General features: G+C 45.6%; 27 protein-coding genes. 19 read left to right on the top strand and 8 right to left on the bottom strand.

Going from position 1 to position 23,734, the window contains the following annotated elements:
- Positions 1-409: transposase (locus IE054_RS17495; RefSeq protein ID WP_189408535.1), on the top strand; the 409-nt coding region annotated here is incomplete at its 5' end.
- A gap of 218 nt (positions 410-627) precedes the next feature.
- Here the strand turns inward: IE054_RS17495 and IE054_RS17490 are convergent.
- From IE054_RS17490 to IE054_RS17475, 4 genes are all read right to left on the bottom strand, one after another.
- Positions 628-1,557, bottom strand: coding sequence for a hypothetical protein (locus IE054_RS17490; protein ID WP_189408533.1), 930 nt, complete (start codon positions 1,555-1,557; stop codon positions 628-630).
- 9 nt (positions 1,558-1,566) lie between these two features.
- On the bottom strand, positions 1,567-2,685 hold the full coding sequence (locus IE054_RS17485) for a hypothetical protein (protein ID WP_189408532.1): 1,119 nt from the start codon (positions 2,683-2,685) through the stop codon (positions 1,567-1,569).
- A 66-nt stretch (positions 2,686-2,751) separates the two neighbouring features.
- Positions 2,752-3,057 carry a hypothetical protein gene (locus tag IE054_RS17480; RefSeq protein ID WP_189408530.1) on the bottom strand — a complete coding sequence of 102 codons (306 nt, stop codon included), beginning with the start codon at positions 3,055-3,057 and terminating at the stop codon, positions 2,752-2,754.
- Positions 3,058-3,107: 50 nt separating this feature from the next.
- Positions 3,108-4,061, bottom strand: a complete 954-nt coding sequence (locus IE054_RS17475) for a TIR domain-containing protein (RefSeq protein WP_189408528.1) — start codon at positions 4,059-4,061, stop codon at positions 3,108-3,110.
- A 606-nt stretch (positions 4,062-4,667) separates the two neighbouring features.
- On the opposite strand from IE054_RS17475, the gene IE054_RS17470 reads away from it, so the two are divergent.
- A complete protein-coding gene (locus IE054_RS17470; RefSeq protein WP_189408527.1) occupies positions 4,668-5,708 on the top strand; it encodes an IS481 family transposase in 1,041 nt (346 codons plus the stop codon).
- Between the two features lie 31 nt (positions 5,709-5,739).
- On the opposite strand, the gene IE054_RS17465 is transcribed toward IE054_RS17470, so the two are convergent.
- The 3 genes from IE054_RS17465 to IE054_RS17455 all read right to left on the bottom strand — a co-directional run bounded on the left by IE054_RS17465 (position 5,740) and on the right by IE054_RS17455 (position 7,598).
- Positions 5,740-6,567 carry a site-specific integrase gene (locus IE054_RS17465; protein ID WP_189408526.1) on the bottom strand — a complete coding sequence of 276 codons (828 nt, stop codon included), beginning with the start codon at positions 6,565-6,567 and terminating at the stop codon, positions 5,740-5,742.
- Positions 6,560-6,778 carry a hypothetical protein gene (locus IE054_RS17460; RefSeq protein ID WP_229805245.1) on the bottom strand — a complete coding sequence of 73 codons (219 nt, stop codon included), beginning with the start codon at positions 6,776-6,778 and terminating at the stop codon, positions 6,560-6,562. The genes IE054_RS17465 and IE054_RS17460 overlap by 8 nt, the downstream gene beginning before the upstream one ends.
- 547 nt (positions 6,779-7,325) lie before the next feature.
- Entirely contained in the window at positions 7,326-7,598 is a 273-nt protein-coding gene (locus IE054_RS17455) for a helix-turn-helix domain-containing protein (RefSeq protein ID WP_189408524.1), read from the bottom strand.
- Positions 7,599-7,713: 115 nt separating this feature from the next.
- On the opposite strand from IE054_RS17455, the gene IE054_RS17450 reads away from it, so the two are divergent.
- The 17 genes from IE054_RS17450 to IE054_RS17370 all read left to right on the top strand — a co-directional run bounded on the left by IE054_RS17450 (position 7,714) and on the right by IE054_RS17370 (position 23,262).
- The gene (locus tag IE054_RS17450) at positions 7,714-7,929 is read left to right on the top strand and encodes a hypothetical protein (protein WP_179982525.1); all 216 of its coding nucleotides are present in this window, start codon (positions 7,714-7,716) and stop codon (positions 7,927-7,929) included.
- A gap of 521 nt (positions 7,930-8,450) precedes the next feature.
- Positions 8,451-8,669 carry a helix-turn-helix transcriptional regulator gene (locus IE054_RS17445; RefSeq protein WP_076012107.1) on the top strand — a complete coding sequence of 73 codons (219 nt, stop codon included), beginning with the start codon at positions 8,451-8,453 and terminating at the stop codon, positions 8,667-8,669.
- Between the two features lie 25 nt (positions 8,670-8,694).
- Entirely contained in the window at positions 8,695-9,516 is an 822-nt protein-coding gene (locus IE054_RS17440) for a hypothetical protein (RefSeq protein ID WP_117315602.1), read from the top strand.
- Positions 9,517-9,947: 431 nt separating this feature from the next.
- Positions 9,948-10,319: a hypothetical protein gene (locus IE054_RS17435; protein ID WP_117315600.1), complete on the top strand. Its 372-nt coding sequence runs from the start codon at positions 9,948-9,950 to the stop codon at positions 10,317-10,319.
- Positions 10,320-10,366: 47 nt separating this feature from the next.
- Entirely contained in the window at positions 10,367-11,662 is a 1,296-nt protein-coding gene (locus tag IE054_RS17430) for a TolC family protein (protein WP_117315597.1), read from the top strand.
- On the top strand, positions 11,655-12,836 hold the full coding sequence (locus IE054_RS17425) for an efflux RND transporter periplasmic adaptor subunit (protein WP_189408523.1): 1,182 nt from the start codon (positions 11,655-11,657) through the stop codon (positions 12,834-12,836). Before IE054_RS17430 ends, IE054_RS17425 begins: the two co-directional genes overlap by 8 nt.
- A 12-nt stretch (positions 12,837-12,848) precedes the next feature.
- Positions 12,849-15,959, top strand: a complete 3,111-nt coding sequence (locus IE054_RS17420) for an efflux RND transporter permease subunit (RefSeq protein ID WP_189408521.1) — start codon at positions 12,849-12,851, stop codon at positions 15,957-15,959.
- Positions 15,960-16,003: 44 nt separating this feature from the next.
- On the top strand, positions 16,004-16,873 hold the full coding sequence (locus IE054_RS17415; RefSeq protein ID WP_189408519.1) for a cation diffusion facilitator family transporter: 870 nt from the start codon (positions 16,004-16,006) through the stop codon (positions 16,871-16,873).
- 1,008 nt (positions 16,874-17,881) lie between these two features.
- A complete protein-coding gene (locus tag IE054_RS17410) occupies positions 17,882-18,310 on the top strand; it encodes a MerR family transcriptional regulator (RefSeq protein WP_189408517.1) in 429 nt (142 codons plus the stop codon).
- On the top strand, positions 18,303-20,546 hold the full coding sequence (locus tag IE054_RS17405; RefSeq protein ID WP_189408515.1) for a heavy metal translocating P-type ATPase: 2,244 nt from the start codon (positions 18,303-18,305) through the stop codon (positions 20,544-20,546). Before IE054_RS17410 ends, IE054_RS17405 begins: the two co-directional genes overlap by 8 nt.
- Before the next feature lie 11 nt (positions 20,547-20,557).
- Positions 20,558-20,911 carry a cupredoxin domain-containing protein gene (locus tag IE054_RS17400; protein WP_189408513.1) on the top strand — a complete coding sequence of 118 codons (354 nt, stop codon included), beginning with the start codon at positions 20,558-20,560 and terminating at the stop codon, positions 20,909-20,911.
- An 8-nt stretch (positions 20,912-20,919) separates the two neighbouring features.
- The gene (locus IE054_RS17395; protein WP_159578035.1) at positions 20,920-21,258 is read left to right on the top strand and encodes a DUF2933 domain-containing protein; all 339 of its coding nucleotides are present in this window, start codon (positions 20,920-20,922) and stop codon (positions 21,256-21,258) included.
- Entirely contained in the window at positions 21,251-21,916 is a 666-nt protein-coding gene (locus IE054_RS17390; RefSeq protein ID WP_189408512.1) for a methyltransferase family protein, read from the top strand. The genes IE054_RS17395 and IE054_RS17390 overlap by 8 nt, the downstream gene beginning before the upstream one ends.
- Positions 21,900-22,310 (top strand): hypothetical protein, encoded by a 411-nt coding sequence (locus IE054_RS17385; protein ID WP_189408510.1) that lies wholly within the window; start codon positions 21,900-21,902, stop codon positions 22,308-22,310. Before IE054_RS17390 ends, IE054_RS17385 begins: the two co-directional genes overlap by 17 nt.
- 16 nt (positions 22,311-22,326) lie before the next feature.
- On the top strand, positions 22,327-22,692 hold the full coding sequence (locus IE054_RS17380; RefSeq protein WP_189408508.1) for a cation transporter: 366 nt from the start codon (positions 22,327-22,329) through the stop codon (positions 22,690-22,692).
- 60 nt (positions 22,693-22,752) lie between these two features.
- Positions 22,753-23,019 (top strand): DUF5676 family membrane protein, encoded by a 267-nt coding sequence (locus tag IE054_RS17375; RefSeq protein WP_229805243.1) that lies wholly within the window; start codon positions 22,753-22,755, stop codon positions 23,017-23,019.
- 84 nt (positions 23,020-23,103) lie between these two features.
- Positions 23,104-23,262, top strand: coding sequence for a hypothetical protein (locus IE054_RS17370; protein WP_189408507.1), 159 nt, complete (start codon positions 23,104-23,106; stop codon positions 23,260-23,262).
- Between the two features lie 63 nt (positions 23,263-23,325).
- Here IE054_RS17370 and IE054_RS17365 read toward each other — a convergent pair.
- The coding region (locus IE054_RS17365) for a transposase (protein WP_189408505.1) at positions 23,326-23,734 on the bottom strand (409 nt) is incomplete at its 5' end.

Here is a 23,734-nt window from a genome sequence, read left to right as displayed (position 1 = left end):
CTACGTGAACTGGAAACAGCGCAAGACCATCGCGGCAGACTTAAAACTTATTTATGGCGCGTCCACTCGCGCTGAAGCCGAGCAAGCGCTGGAAGACTTCGCGATAAAATGGGATTGCGAACACCCGACTATCAGCCGCTCCTGGCGAGCGAACTGGGAACGTTTATGCGTATTCTTCGATTATCCGGCCGAGATACGCAAGGCCATTTACACCACCAATGCGATTGAGTCGCTGAACGCGTCACTGCGTAAAATCACCAAGACCCGCCGCTCGTTCCCGAATGACGAAGCCGTCATGAAGGTGCTGTACTTAGCCTTGCATCAGGCTTCGAAAAAGTGGACGATGCCCATACGCAACTGGAAACCGGCCATGGCGCAATTCGAGATCATGTACCAAGATCGGATTTAACAGTGCAATCAGCCATTTACACAAAATATTTCACAGTCTCTGAGGTGCAGATTTTGACTGTATTCTTAACCTTAACAACAACACCGATGCAAAATATCTTCTAGCGCAGTGAGTTACACCACTGACACCCGGTTACTTCAGCTTTATTACTACGTACTATTCCAAACAACCTTATTGAATCGCCTTTTTTATTCTATATTGTCTGACAAGACATTTAGTCACTCCTGAATACTGCATATATCATCTTCCAGTTGACTCAGTAGCTCCATCGCTCCAAACGTATACAATACAAGCTCCAGAGGATCATCATCTGCACTGCTATTTCGGTAAAATGATAGCTTGTCTAAATCGCAATCAATCAACAGAGTATTCAAAACCTTCTTTAGGGACCTGAATTTTGAAAACAGTTGCCCGTTCTGCTCCAACGGAAAAACGGTGTTAGCGAGCTTTGACTCTTCAATCAGCAAGCTCCTCTTCACCCGTTCAAATTCAGGTCTGAATGATATAAGCATTTTTTCCAGTTGAGCCAACCTGCCGTTTTCAGACCAGGCTCTGTTCCATGTTTCACTCCATTGATGGGGAGACACCCTTGCATGACACTGAAAAAACGACCATCTAAACGCCTTGGCATCATTTATTTTCTCTTTTGGCGAAGGTTGTCCAAAAACACTCTCAAAGCTTGAGCAACAATGGTCTGCCTGCTTTAACAACTCTTCAAACTCACCCTCGGATGATATTGGCCCACCACTACGAACAATTTCAAACATCACATTATGAATGTAGCCGGAACCATTCGTTGCTGCCTGAGCGTGGCTGGTTAACATTTCAGCAGTATCGAATAAAACATGCCTTAAAGGGCGTGGGTCTTTACCTGCAAAGGAACGATTGTCGTACTTCTGTATTTCTCTGGTCCAGTCTACAAGGCTGTCATAGGCAAATTGAGAAATTTTAAATATATGAGGTTTTAACTCTTCAACAGCGAGCGTGAGCTGCAGAGCCGCAGAACTGTGGTGTGTTGCCAGTGCGCTGCGCGTTGCAAGAAGTTTTGATTCCCTGGTTATTTTCAGTGCAAAAATAGCAGTTATAGCGGCTGCCACGCTTGCTCCTGCAGATAAAAAGGAAGGTAAAATTTTCAGCCATTCGTCCATGTATTTACTCTACTTCATAGTGGAAGGCACCACAGGCTTTTCCTTAAGCTGGTTTTCGCTTGTACTAAACTTTTCCATGAGATCGACAAGAGTATCTTGCAGCCAAGGGGCAGCATAGGGTGATACTCTTACTTCTGCGATCAGAATACTTAAATCAAGGGGTAGGTTTACGCCTATGGGGTATCGTTCAATGTTGCTTTTAATGAGTTGGCCATCTGTTGCATATGGCTGTTCAGAACCCATCAGTTCAGAAACAAAACCATGGTCGGTAAAACAAAGCCTGAATTCATTCTCGAATTTATATGGGTAGCTTTTGCAAAACACATGTGAGTTAAAAAAACTGGAGCTAGCGGGCCGCTCGGACTCATGATCCAAATATTGAATCATCCCTCCGGATAAAGTGAAATCTTTATTCTTCCCTATGGAATCAATCAGTCTGCCTACGGAAGTTTTTACCGCGACGCTATTGTCACTATCACAGTAAGCTTTCCACATACCATATGACTCGCGTTCATCTTGATTCCAACAAGACACATATGAATTATAGACAGTTACCTCGGCTAATTGTTTACTCATTTCAATTTGTGACTTGATTATTAAATCCCGAGGTATCTCGGTCATACCCAGTTCAGGTTGACCACCGAATTGATGTTTTTCTTTTCCAATGTACTGAGGAGCCCAAGAAGTATTAAGGATCTGCTCCTCCTCATCGATAAGGGAGAGACGAGGAACCTTTCCTTCCAGCGGATCCAACGCCCAGTTCTGATCCAATCTGGAAAGCCAAATTCCATTAGAGGATATAAGTGACAAAAATTTTGCTAACCCCATGTATCGCCACAATGAGGCATTATTACTAAGCTGCCTTTTCCCTCCATGCCATTGAAATGGCTCTTTTTCGCAACACTTACTCGACTTAATAATCTCTACATTAGACGATGCCGCCCAATCTAAAGTCGCTTGAAATTGTTCGGAATCTGACTCTTCGACGTTGAAGTTGTGTGTAGATTCACCTTCTTTCACAGAAACGTTCAAATGCCTCACAACACCATAAATGGCTCTTTGATCTGTCACATACTTCACCTGCAACAGCGAGGTCATTTTATTTTTTGCTAACGTCAAAACGTTCACTCACGTATTCTCTCAAAATATACATAGTCCATTCTAAAAAAGTCTCAGTTAGCATTGGGATGCATGTCAAAGCTTCTTCATCTGCTTTAGAAACGCGACTATCTTCCCAGTATTTATCGGCAGTTCTGATACCTTCATTCTACGCCAATACGCCAGAACATCTTTCGTGTGTGAGTTCGGTTCGGGGGCTCGTCCTGGACTCGTTTTACAATCTCCCACAGGTAAAGCCAGGTTCACGTCTCCCTCGATGATTCGGATTATTACGCAAACAGATGTGCCTTGAGCATGCAGCTCTCTAACTGTGTTGTGGATCCAGTTTTCATGGATTTCATCAACGTTCTTTTCTTCGCCGTTAATACTAATCCGAATCATAATTCTCTCCCTGATAGGTATGTGGTTATGTGGTCATTTTTCAAAAAAATTTACTGGAGATTACGAATAAACAATCCCCAGAACATTTCCGCACAACCTTGTTGGGTGAGCTCTTTATCTCTGTCTTGTCCGAACGATTGCATACCCATAGTGCATAGCTTCAGGATGTAACCATCGTCAGTAACGGTTGCCATTTCATTGAACGAGTTGGATCTGCCAGAATCGTTGTGTGAAAAGTTAATGCTTCTGCTGCTGCCGAATTCACTACCGCCGTACCATACTGAGCAAGCTGATTCTTTATTTCCGTTTAAATATATAGACGCAGTAAAACTGGTTTCATCCATCCTTTTAAAACGTGTCTGGATTTGTGAGTTGCGTATTGCAAGCTCATCAAGTGAGCCGTCGAAAAACCGTGCTATATATTCGTAGCTGTTTTCCAGAAAAACGTCACGGTCGTGGTCGTTAAACTGCTTTTTAATGGCAAGGTTACTTGAACGTGGATGCGAATCAATCACACCGTTACCCTCTTTTGGTGCGACTTGGGGCTTTAACGCTTTTTCTTGGGTTGGAAACTGTTCCAGAGCGTCCCGAATGTCCTTCGAAACAATAGAAAATGCCTCATGCATATTTGCGTACATCGACACTGGCTTACCGTCGGTAGGTGTCGCCCTAAGCTCACCAAAAGGCGCACTGTGCCAGTCGCACGGGTGTAGAACAACCGGTATAACTATGGCTGTGCCGTCGCTATGTTTATCAAGCGCTCGTTGCATTTCAATGTCATAACAATAGTCAGACGCCAGGAAGTGCGCGCTTATTAGAAGCAAGATAACGTCGGCATTTTCAAGCTCTGATGAAATGGATGAGTCTATATCGCTACCAGCGGTAATACGCCGATCATGCCAGGTGGTAATTTTGCCTTGACGCTTAAGCATCGCGAGATGTGTTTCAAGCTCATTGCGAAGCTCTTCATCTTTGTGCGAATAGGAGAAAAACAGGTTAGGCATGAAAATTCCTTTTTATAGTAAAAATGATTAGCAACTTGATAAAAAGCTTGTATTGAAACCCACGGAAAGAATTTAGCACCTACATCCAAGCTCTACAAAGCAACTCTCAACAGGCTTCCTATGCCGCTATCTATTATTTTCTATCCAGCAAGCTATTTCTTCCCTGCTGCATTGTTTTAGCACGCAACGTCTTTTAGGCATCGAAACCTGACAGCCCAACTCTTAGAAATTATAATATAAGCCATCTACATCAAACTCTAAATGCTTGACGCATAAAGATTCGCGGCACCGATTGAAAATCAGCAGCCTCATTTCATCGAGTAATTGAAGCTAAAAATAGAGAAACGTCATCCTAATTAATGACTACATAACAGCATATTCAAAACAGTTAAGGCGGGAATAACTGATGTTACCTGCTCAGAAGAGGTAAACTTCAGTTATCTCGGGCCTGAAATGCCCCATTTCTTGCGAAACCGTTTCCAGAGCAACAGCTCGCCTAAATTGAATTAGTCTCGACTTAATCTGACACTTCTTCTTGAAAAGATGAGAGTTACCCGTTTTGATAAAGGTGTCGAATCTTTAATCAAAACAAAATAGGTAACTCTCATGTTGCATACTAGCAATCCAATCATCAAACACAAAGCAGGACTGTTGAATCTGGCTGAAGAACTGGGCAATGTTTCTAAGGCCTGTAAAGTAATGGGCGTATCCCGCGACACGTTTTATCGGTATCAGGAGTTGGTCGAGGAAGGCGGGGTCGATTCGCTGATTAACCGCTCAAGACGCACACCTAACCTCAAGAACAGAGTCGATGAAGAGACCGAACAGGCTGTCAGAGCACATGCTATTGCGTTTCCTGCGCACGGTCAGGCGAGAACCAGTAATGAGCTACGTAAAGCAGGCGTGTTCGTTTCAGGCAGCGGTGTTCGCTCGATATGGCTCAGACATAATCTGGAAAATTTTAAAAAACGGCTTGCTGCACTGGAAGCCAAAGTTGAAAGCGACGGCATCATTCTGACGGAGGAGCAGGTTGCCGCGCTTGAGAAGAAAAAGCAGGATGACGAGGCCTGCGGTGAGATAGAAACACACCATCCCAGCTACCTTGGCTCGCAAGATACCTTTTACGTTGGCAACCTCAAAGGTGTCGGTCGCATTTACCAGCAAACCTTCGTCGATACCTATAGTAAAATCGCGTTCGCCAAGCTCTACACGACCAAAACGCCAATCACCTCGGCAGACATCCTCAACGACAGAGTATTGCCGTTCTTTAAAGCGCAGGAGCTGCCTATGTTGAGAATACTGACAGACAGGGGCACAGAATACTGCGGCAAAGTAGAACAGCATGATTATCAGCTTTACTTAGCCATCAACGATATTGACCACACAAAAACCAAGGCGCGACATCCGCAAACCAATGGGATCTGTGAGCGATTCCACAAAACTATTCTAAACGAATTCTACCAGGTCACCTTCCGCAAAAAGCTCTATGACTCGCTGGAAGCATTACAAAAAGATCTGGACGAGTGGCTGGAATACTACAACAATGAAAGGACTCATCAGGGCAAAATGTGCTGCGGCAGAACGCCAATGGAAACATTAACCGATGGGAAGCAGATTTGGGCTGAGAAGAACTTAGCTCAAAGCTAATCTGACACTGGCACCGTGAAACGGGTAACTGTCAGATCAGGTCTGAGCTAGTACACCTAAATCCTAACGCGATTAATTCGCTCATACGCTCTTGCGCATAGCTATGTCGCAGGCCATGGGCACCTGTAGAGAAAAACAGAGCGCGCTTAGATGCTTTACTAAACGAATCTGACCATCGCTTCCCGGCTCCAATATCATAACGTTGGAGGTAGTTTATTCTTCGGTCTCTGACAGTCACTGGATAATTAAATCTGCGTTTTTCCAGCTCCACGACAAGGTCGTTAGGAATCAAAACGTGGCGTATCAATCCACCTTTTCCTTGAACAGTGTACAGCTGACCTTCTCGCCCTGCCCACTTTGAGTTTAATGCTGGACGGTTATCAGGGCTTCGCTCCTCTGCTCTGGCAAGTGTTAGAAGCTCATGTGCTCTTAATCCGGCAGCATATGCAATTTGGGTGGAAAGTTGATGCGTTTCACTTTGATGTTCGGATACCGCTTGTGCCTGTTCTGACGTGTAGGCTCTGGACCTTTTAATTTCGTCCAGCTCTGACTTTACGCGGTACAAGGTTGCTTTAGGAGTGAGTTTGCCATTCAGTTGCATCATTGCCTGAATGGCCTGTCGCTCCATATCCAGTGCTTTCTGCCCTACAGATTCCGCGCGATATTCAAGATAATACCTGGCAACGTCTGGCGTCAGCGACTGAAGTCCGTTTACTTTATTTTCCTTTGTCCACTTTGCGACAGTTCTGAGAGCTTGCTCGTAATTACGGGCTGTACCATATGACTTGATAATTCTTGTTTTTGTCAGCCCTTTAACGACATTTTCCGCCTGCGTTTCCGCTTTGGCGAACTTAGGCATTTCTGTCCAGCCAACGTTTCACAGTAGTCCAGTTCACCGCAACACCTTTACGAACAAGCCAGCGCTGTAGCTCTGCTTTACTTGCTCCCTCCTCATACAGTTTACGCAAGTGAACACTGTATTTATCTAGCTTCGATGGTTTATGCCGCTTTCTGGCAATTAGTCTGGTCTCGACTTTGAGCTGAGATACTTCGTGTACTTCATTAAACATTATGTCATTCCTAAGGTTGTAAGATTAACTGGCTGTAAACAGCTCAGCGACACTTAAGCCTATTCGCCCCTGTTTAGCGCATAACGCAAGGCTCGGACCGATCTCGCCTGGGATTTAAAAATCAAATTAGATAGAAACGGCAGCAACTAAGCGCCGAACTTGAACGCCGAAAATGCGGCGTGGCATGACATATATAGAAGGACGTGAGGGTGCCTCACTACGTGGAAACGGCAGCTGGAGAGCGCCGACTTTTTTCGTTGCCCGAACGGGCTAGTGGTTCAAAGATTACCTGCATATAAATCAGGATGCAATCTGCAAATAAATTTCTGCGTGTAAGCGCCAGAACTCAGGCGCCCGCTATGTTGAAGGCGATTTTTCGACTTCGACATAGCGGGCGGCGGAGCGCCCGAATAAAAGAGAGGGATATTGCTCCTGATGCCTCTTTTTTACGGATGGGTTCTTAGCGAAATTTACCAGGCAATCAGGCAAATAAGATGAAAATATAGGAAAACATGAAAAGGCTTATTATTGGGGTCACGATACGTCGCTATTGTCTGTTTTGATGAAACTCCAATATTGCTTCAGCTAAATCATCTTCCACACAAAACAGAAATGCAGTGGGCACGTTAAGCACTGCACTTAAGGACATCACCGTTTTAAAGTCTGGTGTATGAACACCGCGCTCGTACTGGTTCATGCGCGCAGAGGCTACAAAATTGTCCATCCCTGCCTGTATCCCTAATTGCTTTTGGGATAGACCTACCCTTGTTCTTGCCTGTTTTAACCGTATTGGGAACGGCGAACCATCATTTGCTTTCAATTGGTGTACGACATCTGCTATTGAAAACTAAGATTTTCTTAGCTTTAATAGCACCTAGATACTAAGGAATACTTAGCCATCAATTTGGCATGCCAAATTGAGCGTGGAGGTAAAAATGGGATTCGAAGGTTTTTTAGGGATTTTAGCGGTTGTCGCTTTATTCGTCGTAAGTGCCTTTTTTGGCAGTGATGGAACAGACAGCAAAGGAAATGAACAATTGGATAAGCTGGATGATGGTATGGGAAATGTTATCGCTGATGGTGAGCACATGACTCGTGAAGAGGCTGAGGATGCTCAGGCGCGAGGCGAGCTTTACGATACCTATCTATAGAAATTAGGCATGCCTAATTTTGAGCGGTCTTTTTTTGACTAATGAAAAAACAGGCACTAAATCAGTAAGAGGCTGACATGACAGCATATGAATGGTTTCAGGTTTGGGTATTGATGGTTTTGGCTATTCGAGCTACCCGACGCTATGACAAACTTAAGCACGATCTTTTTGATGCAATTAAAGCTGGGAGAATCTAACTATGGGACCTTTACTTGCTGGCTGCGCACTGATTCTAGGCGTTGTCATTTTCTTTGCGTGTTTATTTCATCTAAAGGTGAATAAACAGCATTAAAGCCGCTGTTCAGGCCTGACTTTTCCATTTTTTAATTTGGCATGCCAAATTCACAGTTCATTTTTTAATCAAAGCTACGCCTCAAATTGGCAGCTTAATGTCGCTTTTTCCTAAAAACAGAAAAACCCCCTCAAAGTCACCCTAGTTTTTCGACCACCCCGTTGCTCATTGCGTTGTAGTTTCATCGGTAAGCATTGAACATTACCAGTGAACAGAGGTAACTACTGTGATGAACCGACACTTAAAACCAAAGCCTGACTTCTATTTATTAGAAGAGGTAGCGGCCATACTCCGCTCAAGTAAAAGAACCATATACAATCGCATATACAGAAACCGCGTATATGGTGAGCAAAACCCCGTCCCCCCATACATAAAAATGAATGGGAAGTTACTCTTTCCTTCCAAAGATTTTGACAATTGGATAGATAGTCAGAAAACAAGCGGTTAGTTTGCGTATAGGATGTAAATATCTAATGAAATCCGCAAGCGAACTAATCCGGGAGTTATCTTTTTGCGAAGATGTCCCCAAAAAATATATAGCGTACTACCCGACAGTGCTTATTGATCCGGTACTACTACCTTTGCACCAAAAGCAAACCGTACCGATAACATGGGCTGAAAAAGAAAACGCCAGGCGAACTTTAAAGTTGGAATGCGAAAGCGGTATTCCAGGTGGCACATTTGGGCGAATGAGTATTTGTTACTGGCAAACTCAATTCACAAAACTTGAGAAGACAACGGGAATCGAAGAAGTAATTGAGGAAGAGCTTAAAAAGTCTCAACGACAAGCATTTTTCGATGTTGTGGGAAGAGAGCAAAGTGGATCTAGCCAGTTGACAAGCTTCTATTCTAGTTTCCGCTCAGCTCTCGATATGAAGATCTCCAACGAAGAGCGGTTTACGGCAGCAAAAATGTATACGAAAGGAACAACCAAACCTTTCTCAATTAGTGATGTGAAAAAATCCATGCCTGTAGACTCTAGAGCACTTCAATTACTTTTTCAGCGGAGATCGCCACTAGGAATCGATTTGTATCTGTTTTTAAATATGAAAGCTTACTCTATGAATAAAGAGGGCAATAATGAAAGTAATTTCATTCCTTGGGCAATTTTTGAAGCTGTATTTCATAGCCAAAGAAGTAAATGCAAGAACCTGTACGAATTTAAAGCTAAAGTCATCAAGGCTCTCAGGCATGTGATCTACTGCCTACCAACATGTTCTATTAAGGTAAAGGAAAAAGGAATAGCCTTCAGAAGCGGAAAAACAGCGGTTCAACCATTACAACTGGCTTCATGAGCTTCATTCAAATTTAGTAATTGGACAAGGCCTGCAAGAGCTGCTGTCGCTGTGTACCAAATAAGTTCGCCGTGTGTACGAAAAAAGTTCTGTTCGTGTACGAGAAAGGTTTGAAATCGACTTATCAACGTACGAAAAAAGTTTTGTTCGTGTACGAGAAAGGTTTGAAATCGACTTATCAACGTACGAAAAAAGTTTTGTTTGTGTATCAAAAAAGTTCTATCTTCTGTGAAGCCCTTAATATGCTTGGGCTGTAGAGGGTCGCTATTAGTTATCTTTTAGTTTTTATTTATTTATCTATTACTGAACGTACTTATTTTGTGCATAAAACTTTGTTGTAATGTCCACAAAATTCAATATGACTTTCGCCTTCTCTTGATCTCCGGCGCTAAAGCTAATAGGTTAATGCAGCCAATAGAACGAGGAACGCAATGAAATCGCATCAAAACAACAGAACTAGCAGCAAGGTGGTGATTACCGCCCTTATGCTGTTTGCACAGTTGTTTTTGTTTGCCTCAGATGCGTTTGCTTTTGATAGCTTCTTCGAAAGCGCCTCAGAATCACACCATGAACTGTGTGTTCAGGACTCCAGTGTTTGCCAGCCAGATAAAGATGCTGCAGACAACGCAGGTACAGACAACTGTGACCATTGCTGCTCCTGTCACGGGCATTTTACCCATATCGTATTATTTAAAAATACTGATAGCCATTTAGGTAAATTTGGCGAGATGGCACTAGCTGCATATCGTCCTTTCCCTCCCTCTCACTTACAACCTGGTATCGACCGTCCTCCCAGAGCCTGAATCCTAGTCATTTTTTATCTATTTAGTTACTGACCAGGATTTACAATATGAACTCTTTTATTTCGCATGCGCGCAGGCGTATGTGCACTGTGATCGTGAGTAGTGTGTTGCTATTCATATCACCCACTGCAATAAGCAAAACGATAACGCTCGAACAAGCGGCACGACTGACATTGCGGCAACACCCGGATTTACAGCGGTATCAGTCGCTGCTCACTGCTACAGAGGCAGATAGAACGCTGGCTAATCTCACTCCGGCTTATCACGTTGGCGTTGAAGCAGAAAACCTGCTCGGTTCAGGAGATGCATCAGGCATTAGTGATGCTGAGCTGACGGTCTCACTCTCCTCTGTTTTCGAGATGGGAGGAAAGCTCGATGCAAGGGTATCCTTAGTTGACGCCAATTTATCCCTGTTACAGTCAGAGCGCTATGTTGCTTCTCTCAAACTGTTAAGCGAACTAACCCGGCAATATGTAAAAACACTCGCAGCTAAAGAGCGGCTGACATTGGCACAAACGTCTGTTTCTCTCGCGGATGAAGCCTTATCTATTGTTAAACAGCGCGTTGAGAAAGGCGCAACCAATAAAGCTGAATTTCTGCGCGCCAGAGCCGCACTCAATCAAGCCAGAGTCGACAAAGCATCCGCTGAAACGGCTCTCGCTATTGCCAAGCAGTCACTTGCTCTATTTTGGCAGGGAGATGCTGAGGCAATCGATAAAATCTCGGGTTCACTTAGTACCCTTCCCGCAAAACGGCAGTATTCCGCTGTTTATCAACAGTTTCTTGAATCAGCAAATGTGGAACGACTCACCCAAGCTATCAGTGTGAAAGAAGCTGAACAAAAGCTGGTAGAAAGTAATGCCAGTGCTGATATTTCATGGCGCATAGGTGTACGGCGCTCTCAGGCAGTTCAGGATACGTCTGTTGTTGCTGCTGTTTCCATGCCGCTTTTTGCCGAACAAAGAAACCAAGGCGCGACTCAGGCTGCCCTGGCGAAAAAAGAAGCCGCGGTAATTGCCAGAGACAGTCAGATACTTGAGATAAAAGCATTACTGTTTAAAGCACAGCAATATCTCAATTTCACCATTGATGCTGTAAAGCATATCAACGACACCGTTTTGCCCGACCTTGAAACAGCTACCACGCTCGTGCTCGAAGGTTACCAGCGAGGGGCATACAGCTACCAGGATTGGATTGCATCCAGAGATGCGTTGATACGGGCACGTGCAAAGGTCATCGAATTGAGCGAAAGCGCGTTAGTGAACCAGTCACTCGTTGAACAGTGGACCGGAGTATCCGGTCAGGCTTCTCCTACTCAAGAATTCCGGAATAACCATGAATAGACTATTAGTTATTATCTCACTACTACTGTGTCTGACGGATGCCAATGCCGCAGCAAGTGGTAAACAATCCCACACGGCTGAATCGAAAACATTAACCAATAGCAGCGTATCGTTGACATTACGCATTCAGGATACGAAAGAGGGAGCATATTTACTGGCCGAAAGGGCTGATCGCTCCCAGCCGCTGCCACCTGACGCGCTTAACGTCACGCTCAATCGTATGGGAGGACGTCAGGACATCATCCATTTTGAAAGCTATGAAAATGGGCTCAGGTCCACAAGTTTTATCGCTGAGCCGCACTCATTTCTCGCGAATATTGCACTCTCACTGGGAGAAAATAGCTTTTCGTGGGATTGGGAGAAGCACGAAGCCCGAACTGAGATAGATGATGCGTATTCCAGTCAGGCTGGCGTAACCACAAACGTTGCTACGGGCGGTGAAATAAAAAAGCACACCGAGGTTTATGGTCAGTTGACTATACCGCCACAACAGCGTGCCGAGGTTCACGCCCGGTTTACGGGAATTGTTGAGCAGCTCTTTACTGATATTGGCCAGACTGTGAAAGCCGGGGAGGCAATAGCGCAGGTGCAGTCAAATGACAGCCTCCAGTCTTACGATGTAAAAGCGCCAATCAATGGCGTTGTCGTATCGCGCAACCTGAATATCGGAGAGCTTACCCGCACAACACCGCTTTTTACGATTGTTGATACTTCAGTGCTTTGGGCGGAATTAAAGGTGTTTCCAGCTCACCGTGGTCAGGTTGCTGAAGGTAAATCAGTTCACATTATCGCAAATGGTCGTCAACTCGAGAGCACGATTACCAGCATTGTTCCTTCTCACGAAGGGCAACCCTACCAGCTAGCACTGGTAAAAGTGGTGAACAAGGACGGCCTACTCTCTCCCGGCGATTTAGTCACAGGCATTGTCGACTCACAACAAAAATCGGTGCCGGTAAAAATAGAAAATCGGGCCATTCAAATCCTGAACAATAAGCCGGTTGTGTTCCTGAATGAAGGCAATGCTTATCAGGCAACACCTGTAACCTTAGGATTGCAGGACGACAACTTTTCCGAAGTCGTCGCCGGACTATCTGTCGGACAAAGGTATGTTGTCGACAACAGCTACTTAATCAAAGCGGATATACAAAAATCCGGCGCATCTCACGCGCACTAATGGGGGGAGAAAATGATAGATAATATTGTTCGCCTCTCAGTCGAGCGGCGTTACCTGCTGTTAACCCTGGTGCTCGTCATCATAGGCATCGGCATTTGGAGTTATCAGCGGCTACCGATAGATGCGGTGCCGGATATTACTAATGTTCAGGTTCAGATAAACACGGAAGCACCTGGTTATTCGCCACTTGAAGCTGAGCAGCGGATCACCTTTCCGGTTGAAACGGCGTTATATGGTCTGCCCAATTTGTCCTATACGCGCTCTATTTCACGTTACGGACTTTCTCAGATCACCGTGGTATTTGAAGAAGGAACTGACATTTACTTTGCCCGGAACCTTATCGATGAGCGGTTAGCAACGCTGAAAAGCGTACTCCCGCCGGGGCTTGAACCTGAGATGGGACCGATTGCAACAGGTCTGGGTGAAATCTTCGTTTACACGCTGGAAGCGAAAAACGGCGCCAAAATGCCGGACGGCTCGTCCGCTACGCCTATGGCACTTCGTGAAGTTCAGGACTGGATAATCAAACCACAACTGGCTCAGGTTAAAGGCGTGGTGGAAGTGAATACCATAGGGGGATACGACAAGCAGTATCACGTGATGCCACATCCAGCGAAGATGCTTGAAATGGGTGTGACTATGGCAGATATCCGCAAAGCGTTGGTAAGCAACAATGACAATGCTGGAGCCGGGTATATAGAGAACAATGGCGAACAATTGTTAGTCCGCTCACCGGGCCAGTTAAAATCAATTGAGGATATCAGGAACGTTGTTGTCGGCCGTAAAGGTTCCGTGCCTGTTTTAGTCAAAGATGTCGCCGAAGTGGGACTGGGCAAAGAACTGCGCACAGGGGCAGCAACCCGAAACGGCAAGGAAACCGTGATGGGCACCGTGATGATGTTGGTCGGAGAAAACTCGCGTGAAGTTGCAGCGCTCACCAATGATAAATTTCAGCAAATACAAACATCATTGCCTGAATGGGTTAAGGCAGAGGTGGTATATAACCGCACTACGCTAGTAGACAAAGCCATCCAGACTGTGCAAAAAAACCTTCTGGAAGGCGCACTGCTGGTTATAGTCATCCTGTTTTTACTGTTAGGAAACATCCGTGCCGCCCTCATTACGGCGGCTGTTATTCCTATCGCGATGATGATGACTATTACCGGCATGGTTCAGCGGGGCGTCTCTGCCAACCTGATGAGTCTCGGAGCGCTGGATTTTGGTCTGATTGTGGATGGCGCTGTCATCATCGTGGAGAACTGTATTCGCAGGCTCTCAGAGGCGCAAAAGCAACAAGGGGGTACACTGGCGCTTAAAGCGCGCTTACAGGAAGTTAAAGAGGCCACTATTGAAGTTATTCGCCCCAGTTTGTTTGGCGTGGGTATCATCACCGCGGTGTACTTCCCGATATTCACCCTTTCTGGCGTAGAAGGGAAAATGTTTCACCCCATGGCAACAACCGTGGTAATCGCACTACTTTGTGCGATGGTATTGTCGCTCACAGTTGTGCCTGCTGCGATCGCCGTGTTTATGCGCGGAAAAATCAGCGAAAAAGAGAGCATTATAATCCGCGGGGCGAAAGCCATTTATCGACCTGCGCTTGAGTGGGTGCTTAAGTTCAAATCGCTTATTCTGGCAGGCGCGCTGGGTCTCGTTATGGTTTGCTCATGGCTTGCCTCCACATTAGGTTCTGAGTTCATTCCACAGCTGGACGAGGGGGATATCGCACTGCATGCATTGCGTATTACAGGCACGGGGTTGGAGCAGTCTGTTGAAATGCAGGAACTCCTTGAAAAAACCATTATCGCCTTTGAAGAAGTTGACAAGGTGTATGCCAAAGTAGGGACGCCAGAGGTGGCCACTGACCCTATGCCACCTAATGTCGCTGACACCTTTGTCATGCTCAAGCCCCGCTCTGAGTGGCCCACTCCTGATAAGCCCAAATCACAGCTCATTAAGGAGCTTGAGAAAGCAGTCACTGCGCTACCCGGCAATAACTACGAGTTTACGCAGCCTATCCAAATGCGCTTTAACGAGTTAATTTCAGGTGTCAGAGCTGATGTCGCGATTAAAGTGTTTGGTGATGATTTGTATACCTTACTGGCATCAGCGAATTCGGTTGCATCACTGACGAAAGGTTTACCTGGCGCAGCAGATACCCGCGTGGAACAGGTAGCGGGTCTGCCTATGCTATCAGTAATTCCCAAACGTGAAGTAATGGCGCGGTATGGCCTCAATATCGACGACATCCAATCTCTGGTTTCGACCAGTATCGGTGGTCAGCAAGCAGGCTTGATCTATGAGGGAGACCGGCGCTTTAAACTGGTAATTCGCCTACCAGAGCAACTGCGACGCGACGTTCAAAAACTGAAGGTACTGCCAGTCCCCACGCCCGATGGATATGTGCCGCTACAGGAGGTAGCCACATTAGACGTAAAACCAGCGCCAGCACAGATCAGTCGCGAGAATGGTAAACGCCGTGTGGTAGTTACAACCAACGTTCGCGGGCGTGATCTAGGCAGTTTTGTCGCAGAGTTGCAGGCTACATTGCAGACTGAACTGGAACTTGAGGATGGCTACTGGCTGGAATATGGCGGAACGTTCGAGCAGTTGGAATCGGCCAGCAAAAGATTGTCCTGGGTGGTACCGGTGACGCTGGCTCTCATCGTCGGGATTCTTATTCTTGCATTTGGTTCAGTAAAGGATGCCTTAATCATCTTCACCGGTGTGCCGCTGGCACTAACTGGGGGTGTACTTGCGCTGTGGGTACGGGGTATGCCGCTGTCTATTTCTGCCGGTGTAGGGTTTATCGCATTGTCAGGCGTTGCCGTATTAAATGGTTTAGTCATGCTCGCGTTTATCAGGCAGCTGTGGTTTGAGAAAGGCGATCTGTACACCGCTGTCATTCAGGGGGCAATAGTCAGACTGCGACCCGTTTTGATGACTGCCCTGGTAGCAAGTCTTGGCTTTGTGCCCATGGCACTGAACACAGGCACTGGTGCTGAGGTTCAAAGGCCACTCGCGACGGTAGTCATCGGCGGCATTATCTCATCAACTTTACTAACACTGTTCGTGCTCCCAAGTTTATACCAATTGGTGCACAGGAAAGCGGATAAACAGTAAAACAACAATGTCCTGGATAAAACCAGGGCACTACAGGAGTATGTATGGCGCACTCACATTCCCATAGCTCAGAAAAAATTGGCTGGGCTTTTTTCCTTAACTTTGGCTTCACTATCATTGAGTTCATTGGAGGATGGTTAACAAACAGTACCGCTATTATGGCGGATGCCGTGCATGACTTAGGTGACACATTGTCAATTGGCAGTGCGTGGCTTCTGAATAAACTCGGCACTAAAAGCGCGACGAATGAGTTTACCTATGGCTATCGCCGGCTGAGTTTACTTGGGGCGCTGATAAACGGCATTGTTTTAATCGTTGGTTCCGCCTGGATCCTTTTTGAAGCTGTGCCACGCCTGAGTAACCCGGAGATGCCAGAAACAGAAGGCATGATTGTACTGGCTATTCTTGGCGTATTGGTCAATGGATTCGCCGCTTATAAATTACACGGTGGTAAATCGCTGAATGAAAAAGTTCTGAACTGGCACTTGCTGGAAGACGTTTTAGGTTGGGTAGCGGTACTCATTGTCGCTATTGTTATGCAGTTCAAAGACTGGCCCGTTCTGGATCCTGTCCTTTCTATCGGATTTACCCTTTTCATTCTGTTCAATGTTATCCGAAACCTCATCAGCACCGTAAAACTGTTTTTTCAGGCGTCACCAGACAACGACCTTTTACAAAACGTGACTGATAAACTGCTTGAACTTGATGCTGTGAGCGATCTGCATCACCTGCATATCTGGTCATTAGATGGAGAGCATCATGTCGCTACGGTTCACGTCGTTAGCCAATTTGAATCGAAAGCTGAATACCTCGAACTAAAAGAAAGTGTATCCAACGCGCTACAAGGGTTTGAGTTATCGCATACCACTATTGAAATTGAGCTAACCAGCGAAGAATGCCGGGATGCTGATTAATACCAATTAAGTATTTTAAAAAATGGGCGGTGTAGCCACTATGAAACGACTTTTCACTTCAGTAATGGCCCCCCAATTTTAATTGTGAGATATACACTAGGCCAGTAATGCTGACATTAATTCAAGCCTATGCGATTTAGACAAACTCGCAAATTTCCTCGTCAAGTCATCAATGGCGTTATCTTTATCGGTTGACTTTACGCCTGCGCACTCCAATAACCTCTGACAGATTCTATCTGCAGGTTCTCTTAGCTCTTCTGCTGTTAGCACGGTGTAGCCAGCAGTAACATCACTTCTGCTTGTTTTGTGATTAAGCAGCCGTTTTAACGTGTATGGTAAAATCATACTACTCTCTCAATGTAATTTTTCAATTTTGTCTTTCTATTGATCTAAATCAGCACATGTCCCCTCAACTCAGACTATGATTAATAATCAGGGAGGGCTCATGTTTACCAAACACCGTTGGGTAGGAATCTTTGTCATTTTTATGCTACTAGTGCCCCATGGGCAGTCTGGTGCTCATACTAGTGAGTGCAACGATGGTGACTCTCTAAAAATTCAAGCCAGTCAGCCACATTCTCCTTCCGAAAAGAACCTTATGCCACATCAACATAAACAGCACCTCGAGACAAACTGCAAACATTGTGTTTCTCAATGTGAAATGTGTGATCCTGACCAATGTTCGTGTTGCGAAGGTTTGTATACAGGCTTTCACTTCTTCGCACTCAGCCCCATTGATAATGACATTTGGTTTGAGAAGGCGTTTTCCTTTTCTTCGATAACCATAGAAGCTCAGTCACTTGCGTCTGGCTTTTCAGCTCCACCATTTCACCCTCCAATTAGTTGTTAACCACGGCATCGCTGCGCCGGAAAGCCGTAAATATGGGCTTGGCATAGCAAATAGCGCACTTTTTCGCATCGGGTAATCAGAAAGGCTTGACCTGTGAGTAAGACACAGGTTTACGCTATACATCGAGATTACCCATTTTAAATAACTGCGGAGCAAATATGACAGTTAATGAAATTGCCATGTCACTAGCGACAACCGCCGATACTGTGCGTTATTACACGCGCTTGGGGCTGGTAACACCCGGTAAATCGGACAACGGTTATAAGTTCTATTCAAACAACGATCAGTCAAGACTTCGGTTCATTCTGAGTGCCAGACAACTGGGCTTTTCCGTCAAAGATATCAAGCAGATCTTACAAGAGGCGGATCATGGAAAGAGCGCCTGTCCGCTGGTACGCAAACTTATTAAAGCGCGGTTAGATGAAACTGAAAAACAATTTCAGGAAATGTTGCAACTGAGAAAAAGGATGAAAAGCGCTCTGAAGCAGTGGGACGAAATGGCAGACAAAGCGCCTACCTCTCATATGGTATGTCATCTGATTGAAAACGTTAATAGCTCTGATATCGGGGAGGTGCAAGATGAATAATCCCGCTACCGAACAACAACTGGTTATTGAAGGTGCAGGCTGTGCCAGTTGCGTTGGAAAAATAGAAACGGCGTTAAAAAATACGCAGGGCGTTGAACGTGCCGAAATGAACTTTGCAGACCGGACTGTACTGGTTTCAGGCACAGCCGAGACAGAAGCCCTGATTACTGCCGTTGAATCTGCTGGGTATAACGCAAAAGCTCTCAACGACTCGCACGGCAGTGACGCGCTGGACGACAAAGAAGCCGCTGACTGGGCGTATTATAAAAAGCTGATCAGAGACACCGTTATTGCGTTGTCACTGGGCATTCCACTTATGATTTACGGACTCCTAATCGGCGAAATGACAGTGGAAACACCGTTCCAGCGTGGGGCGTGGCTTGTTGTCGGATTACTGACTCTTGGTGTTATGTATTTTTCAGGCAAGCATTTCTATGTTGGAGCGTGGAACAGCCTGAAGAACCATTCAGCCAATATGGACACGCTAATTGCACTGGGTACCGGCACAGCCTGGGTCTATTCCATGCTGGTAGTGTTTATTCCTGACGTTTTTCCATTAATGGCAAGGCATGTTTATTTTGAAGCCACTGCCATGATCATCGGGTTAATAGATTTGGGGCTTGCCCTAGAACTCAAAGCGCGAGGAAAAACCTCAGAGGCAATTAAACGATTAATTGGATTACAGGCGAAAACCGCCACGGTCATTCGAGACAATAAAGAGGTCCAGGTTGCTATCGAGAAGGTGCTTCTGAACGATGTCATTAAGGTCAGGCCCGGAGAGAAAGTGCCCGTAGATGGTGTGGTTGTCGAAGGCCACACTTCAATTGACGAGTCCATGCTTACCGGCGAACCCATGCCGGTTGAAAAAGAACAGGACGATGAAGTCGTTGCAGGGACTCTCAACAAGTCAGGGATGATTCTGTTCAAAGCAACACGCGTCGGCAAAGACACCGCGCTGGCGCAAATTATTTCAATGGTTAAACGGGCACAAAATTCAAAGCCGCCCATTGGACGTTTAGCTGACGTCATTTCCGCTTACTTTGTTCCTGTAGTCATGATCATTTCGGTGCTCAGTGCACTGGCATGGTTGAACTTTGGCCCTGAACCAGCCGTGGCCTTTGCTATCGTTTCAGCCACCACCGTATTGATTATTGCCTGCCCCTGTGCGCTAGGTTTAGCTACCCCGATGTCAGTCATGGTAGGTGTGGGTAAGGCCGCGGAAGCTGGCGTGCTAATTCGAAACGGCGAAGCGCTACAAACGGCCTCGAAAATTACCGCCATGGTACTGGATAAAACCGGCACCATTACGGAAGGTACCCCGAAAGTCACTGACATTATTTTAGCCAATACCAATGATGAAAAAACCGCGTTGCAATTGGCAGCCAGCCTGGAAAGCGGATCAGAGCATCCGTTGGCAATGGCGATTGTAGAAAGTGCCAAGGACCAGGGTATAGAGCTGATTAAAACCGAAGGGTTCAACGCGATTACCGGAATGGGGGTTGAAGGGCGTTGTGAAGGAAAAGCCTTATTGTTTGGTAACAGCAAGCTTATGGCAAAAAAAGAGGTGGACATAGGTAATTATTCAGAGAAAGCACAAGCACTGGCCAAAGAAGCCAAAACACCGATGTATTTTGCTGTCGATGGACAGCTTGCTGCCATCATAGCGGTTGCCGACCCGATAAAACCTGACTCTGTCTCTGCTATTAAGCGCCTTCAGGCCAATGGTATCCGGGTAATCATGTTAACGGGAGATAATAAAGAAACGGCTGCTGCCGTGGCAAAGAAGGCGGCAATAAGCGAATTTTTTGCAGAGGTATTGCCCGAAGATAAAGCCAACAAAGTACAGGAGTTACAGCAGCAGAGCGACGTTGTTGGTATGACGGGCGATGGCATTAATGATGCTCCGGCTCTTGCCCTGGCTGATGTAGGCTTTGCCATTGGTACAGGGACAGACGTTGCCATCGAAAGTGCCGATATCACGTTAATGCGCGGCTCGTTGCATGGTCTGGCAGATGCAATAGCGGTAAGTAAGGCCACGTTGCGCAACATTAAGCAAAATTTGTTTGGTGCCTTTATCTACAACGTTGCAGGTATACCTTTCGCTGCTGGCGTTCTCTATCCCTTCTTCGGGGTGTTGCTAAGCCCGGTTATTGCCGGAGCGGCCATGGCATTTTCTTCGTTGACGGTGGTGTCGAATGCGAATCGGCTACGCCTCTTTAAAGCAAACGACCACTGAGGAGCGTTCTTATGATGATAATTAATATTGCCGGACTTACGGTGATCGCCCTGATCGTTTGGTGGTTTTGGTTATACAAACCTGATCAAACAGTCACTGACAGCAATGAAGTACTCATAGAAGTAAAAAATGGCGTGTACTCACCAGCCTCAATTCAGGTAAGCGCAAACAAACCGGTTACGCTGAAGTTTTTGCGCAAAGATGAGTCTCCCTGCTCCGAGGTACTGCTGATCCCTTCATTAGATATCAGCGAGCAACTAACGCTTAATGAGCTAACACCGATACACCTCGAAAACGTCCCACAGGGCGAACATACCTTCCACTGCCAGATGCAGATGTATCGCGGTGTTCTTAAGGTGGTATAGGAGGAGTCATGAAAAACAGTCACCCCAGATTTTGGTCAACACCTACAGGGTGGGCAGCATTAGCGATGATCGCTGCCGTTACTTATTTTTTAATTTTTGAACATGGTCACCATGTCCTTCAGTTTCTCCCCTATTTGATTTTATTGCTATGCCCACTCATGCATATCTTCATGCACAGTAGCCACGGTAAACATGGTCACGTCCACGAACATTCTCAGGGCAGTGACAACAAGCAGAAAAGTTTTCAGGAATTGAGTGATAACAACGCGGCGTATCGTGATGGATACATTCAGGGGTTGGAGGAAGGGCGAAAGGAATCGCTTAAAAAGGACAACCGAGATGAATGACACATACGATTATGGCTTATGGTCAATGGTGATACTGAACTCAGCGATTTTTATCTTTTTTGCATTCAGTTTTGTAAAGCCAAAATCTTCCACCGACTGGCGAAGTCTGGGGGTATTCTCTGCATTTATTGTAGCCCTGTTTACCGAAATGTATGGGTTCCCACTCACTATTTATTTCTTGTCAGGGTGGCTTGCTGAGACTTATCCAGAAGTGAACTTTTTTGCGCACGAAAACGGACATCTGTTACACACCTTCTTTGGTTTTGAAGGCGACGCCCACTGGGACCCATTTCATATCGCCAGCATGATATTTATTGTTGCAGGATTCTTTATGTTGTCCTCAGCATGGAATGTGCTGCACTACGCTCAGAAACACCAACAGCTAGCAAAAACTGGATGGTATGCGCGGTGTCGCCACCCTCAATACTTAGCTTTCATACTGATCATGTTCGGCTTTTTGTTGCAATGGCCAACCATTCCCACACTGGTCATGTTTCCAATTTTAATTGTTGTGTATGTAAAACTGGCAAAGCGTGAAGAAGCTCTAGCAATTGCTGAATTTGGCGAGGAGTACGTGAACTATATGAATACGACACCAAGCTGGCTCCCAAACCTCAACCTTAAATTAAAAGGTGAAAACCATGAACAAACTCACTAAATCAATCATTTTTTCAACCACATTAGTAATGGCTGCAACATCGCAAGCTCAACAAATGGAAGAGCATGAGCGTAAGGGCTCAGACAAGCCAGAGATGCAAACGGGAATGCATGTGCGTGGCCAAGATATGCATATGATGAATGCAAAAATAAAGTCGATGAAGGAAGAAGTTAACGCTATCAAAGAAGAAAAGGATCCCGGCAAGCAGCGTGAAATGATGAAAAAACACATGCAATCCATGATGGGAATGATGCATATGATGCACGAAAAAATGGAAGGGCAACCCATGCAAAACCAAATCGATATGGCAGAAAGGCATCTTAAGATGATGGAAATGATGATGTCGAAAATGGATGGAGGCCATTCACCCGAATCTCAGAAACATTCAAATTAACACCGAGGAGAAAGATATGAATGATTTAGACCACAGAGTCGGTGTCAGAGAAGCAAATTTAGTCGTTCGGAATTTACGGCTCAGCAATGTCAATGAGGCAAATTGCGATGCCCTAATTGAAGAGATTGACAAGCTCTTTGGCATTGATGAGGTGAGTTACAACATCAAAGAAGGCGTTATTCACCTGGCATATGATGCGACACATGTAAATCTGGATGGTATTGAAGAAGTCATTCGAAGACACGGTGCCGACCTTCACAACGATTGGTGGACGCACACGAAAGAAGGCTACTATCAATTTGTCGATCAAAATATAAAAGAAAATTCGACGCACAAACCCTGGAGTTGCCACAAAGTGCCACCGGGTTCCCATAAAAAGTAAAAAGAACGTAATGCGTACTCTCAGAATCAACTCAAGGGGGAGCCCCAACAAAGGAGAAAGATGATGAAAATTCAAGAAAATGCATTTGCCTTCGCTTGTGCAGCAGCGTTTGCCCTAATTTGGATTGTGTGTTCCTTATTCGTTGTTGCATTGCCGAACATGATGTCTGATATGACAGGCAAAATGTTACACACTGACTGGCAGGCCATGGGCTGGCACATGTCGGTATTGGGTATATTGATAGGAGGCGTTTTTTGGGCTTTTCTGGCTGGTATATTGGGTTGGCTTATTGCAAAAATTTACAATATGCAGCTTCGGGATTCATGATGGAACTATTGCGCAGTTTTTTTACAAGCATAGGTCTGGAACAGTATTTGCTCGAGTTAGCTTTTAAGTAAAAAGTGAGGCACTATGATAACGAGCAATACAGAAAACGGACTACAAAAAGCCGTGCAATTACTCGATCAGTCGAGCACGGATAAAAAGGGCTGTAGGCAGTCATCTGAGCCAAAACAGCAGCAGGAGTTTGCTACGATTATGAAAACATTAAACCAGCAACGTGATGGTTAGACATTCCCATATTAAAAATAACCGAGACTGTGAAATATTTTGTGTAAATGGCTGATTGCACTGTTAAATCCGATCTTGGTACATGATCTCGAATTGCGCCATGGCCGGTTTCCAGTTGCGTATGGGCATCGTCCACTTTTTCGAAGCCTGATGCAAGGCTAAGTACAGCACCTTCATGGCGGCTTCGTCATTCGGGAACGAGCGGCGGGTCTTGGTGATTTTACGCAGTGACGCGTTCAGCGACTCAATCGCATTGGTGGTGTAAATGGCCTTGCGTATCTCGGCCGGATAATCGAAGAATACGCATAAACGTTCCCAGTTCGCTCGCCAGGAGCGGCTGATAGTTGGGTGTTCGCAATCCCATTTTATCGCGAAGTCTTCCAGCGCTTGCTCGGCTTCAGCGCGAGTGGACGCGCCATAAATAAGTTTTAAGTCTGCCGCGATGGTCTTGCGCTGTTTCCAGTTCACGTAG

The sequence above is a fragment of the Alteromonas halophila genome, assembly GCF_014651815.1.
In the GTDB taxonomy this organism is placed as follows: Bacteria; Pseudomonadota; Gammaproteobacteria; order Enterobacterales; family Alteromonadaceae; genus Alteromonas; species Alteromonas halophila.
Note: the sequence above shows the minus strand (reverse complement) of the source record. Positions and strands in the feature narration are given on the sequence as shown.

What these genes read in the sequence shown, in the direction of transcription:
- IE054_RS17490 (WP_189408533.1), bottom strand. Translation starts at nt 1,557, where the DNA reads ATGGACGAATGGCTGAAAATTTTACCTTCCTTTTTATCTGCAGGAGCA.
- IE054_RS17480 (WP_189408530.1), bottom strand. Translation starts at nt 3,057, where the DNA reads ATGATTCGGATTAGTATTAACGGCGAAGAAAAGAACGTTGATGAAATC.
- IE054_RS17475 (WP_189408528.1), bottom strand. Translation starts at nt 4,061, where the DNA reads ATGCCTAACCTGTTTTTCTCCTATTCGCACAAAGATGAAGAGCTTCGC.
- IE054_RS17470 (WP_189408527.1), top strand. Translation starts at nt 4,668, where the DNA reads ATGTTGCATACTAGCAATCCAATCATCAAACACAAAGCAGGACTGTTG.
- IE054_RS17465 (WP_189408526.1), bottom strand. Translation starts at nt 6,567, where the DNA reads ATGCCTAAGTTCGCCAAAGCGGAAACGCAGGCGGAAAATGTCGTTAAA.
- IE054_RS17460 (WP_229805245.1), bottom strand. Translation starts at nt 6,778, where the DNA reads ATGTTTAATGAAGTACACGAAGTATCTCAGCTCAAAGTCGAGACCAGA.
- IE054_RS17450 (WP_179982525.1), top strand. Translation starts at nt 7,714, where the DNA reads ATGGGATTCGAAGGTTTTTTAGGGATTTTAGCGGTTGTCGCTTTATTC.
- IE054_RS17445 (WP_076012107.1), top strand. Translation starts at nt 8,451, where the DNA reads ATGAACCGACACTTAAAACCAAAGCCTGACTTCTATTTATTAGAAGAG.
- IE054_RS17440 (WP_117315602.1), top strand. Translation starts at nt 8,695, where the DNA reads ATGAAATCCGCAAGCGAACTAATCCGGGAGTTATCTTTTTGCGAAGAT.
- IE054_RS17435 (WP_117315600.1), top strand. Translation starts at nt 9,948, where the DNA reads ATGAAATCGCATCAAAACAACAGAACTAGCAGCAAGGTGGTGATTACC.
- IE054_RS17430 (WP_117315597.1), top strand. Translation starts at nt 10,367, where the DNA reads ATGAACTCTTTTATTTCGCATGCGCGCAGGCGTATGTGCACTGTGATC.
- IE054_RS17425 (WP_189408523.1), top strand. Translation starts at nt 11,655, where the DNA reads ATGAATAGACTATTAGTTATTATCTCACTACTACTGTGTCTGACGGAT.
- IE054_RS17420 (WP_189408521.1), top strand. Translation starts at nt 12,849, where the DNA reads ATGATAGATAATATTGTTCGCCTCTCAGTCGAGCGGCGTTACCTGCTG.
- IE054_RS17415 (WP_189408519.1), top strand. Translation starts at nt 16,004, where the DNA reads ATGGCGCACTCACATTCCCATAGCTCAGAAAAAATTGGCTGGGCTTTT.
- IE054_RS17410 (WP_189408517.1), top strand. Translation starts at nt 17,882, where the DNA reads ATGACAGTTAATGAAATTGCCATGTCACTAGCGACAACCGCCGATACT.
- IE054_RS17405 (WP_189408515.1), top strand. Translation starts at nt 18,303, where the DNA reads ATGAATAATCCCGCTACCGAACAACAACTGGTTATTGAAGGTGCAGGC.
- IE054_RS17400 (WP_189408513.1), top strand. Translation starts at nt 20,558, where the DNA reads ATGATGATAATTAATATTGCCGGACTTACGGTGATCGCCCTGATCGTT.
- IE054_RS17395 (WP_159578035.1), top strand. Translation starts at nt 20,920, where the DNA reads ATGAAAAACAGTCACCCCAGATTTTGGTCAACACCTACAGGGTGGGCA.
- IE054_RS17390 (WP_189408512.1), top strand. Translation starts at nt 21,251, where the DNA reads ATGAATGACACATACGATTATGGCTTATGGTCAATGGTGATACTGAAC.
- IE054_RS17385 (WP_189408510.1), top strand. Translation starts at nt 21,900, where the DNA reads ATGAACAAACTCACTAAATCAATCATTTTTTCAACCACATTAGTAATG.
- IE054_RS17380 (WP_189408508.1), top strand. Translation starts at nt 22,327, where the DNA reads ATGAATGATTTAGACCACAGAGTCGGTGTCAGAGAAGCAAATTTAGTC.
- IE054_RS17375 (WP_229805243.1), top strand. Translation starts at nt 22,753, where the DNA reads ATGATGAAAATTCAAGAAAATGCATTTGCCTTCGCTTGTGCAGCAGCG.
- IE054_RS17370 (WP_189408507.1), top strand. Translation starts at nt 23,104, where the DNA reads ATGATAACGAGCAATACAGAAAACGGACTACAAAAAGCCGTGCAATTA.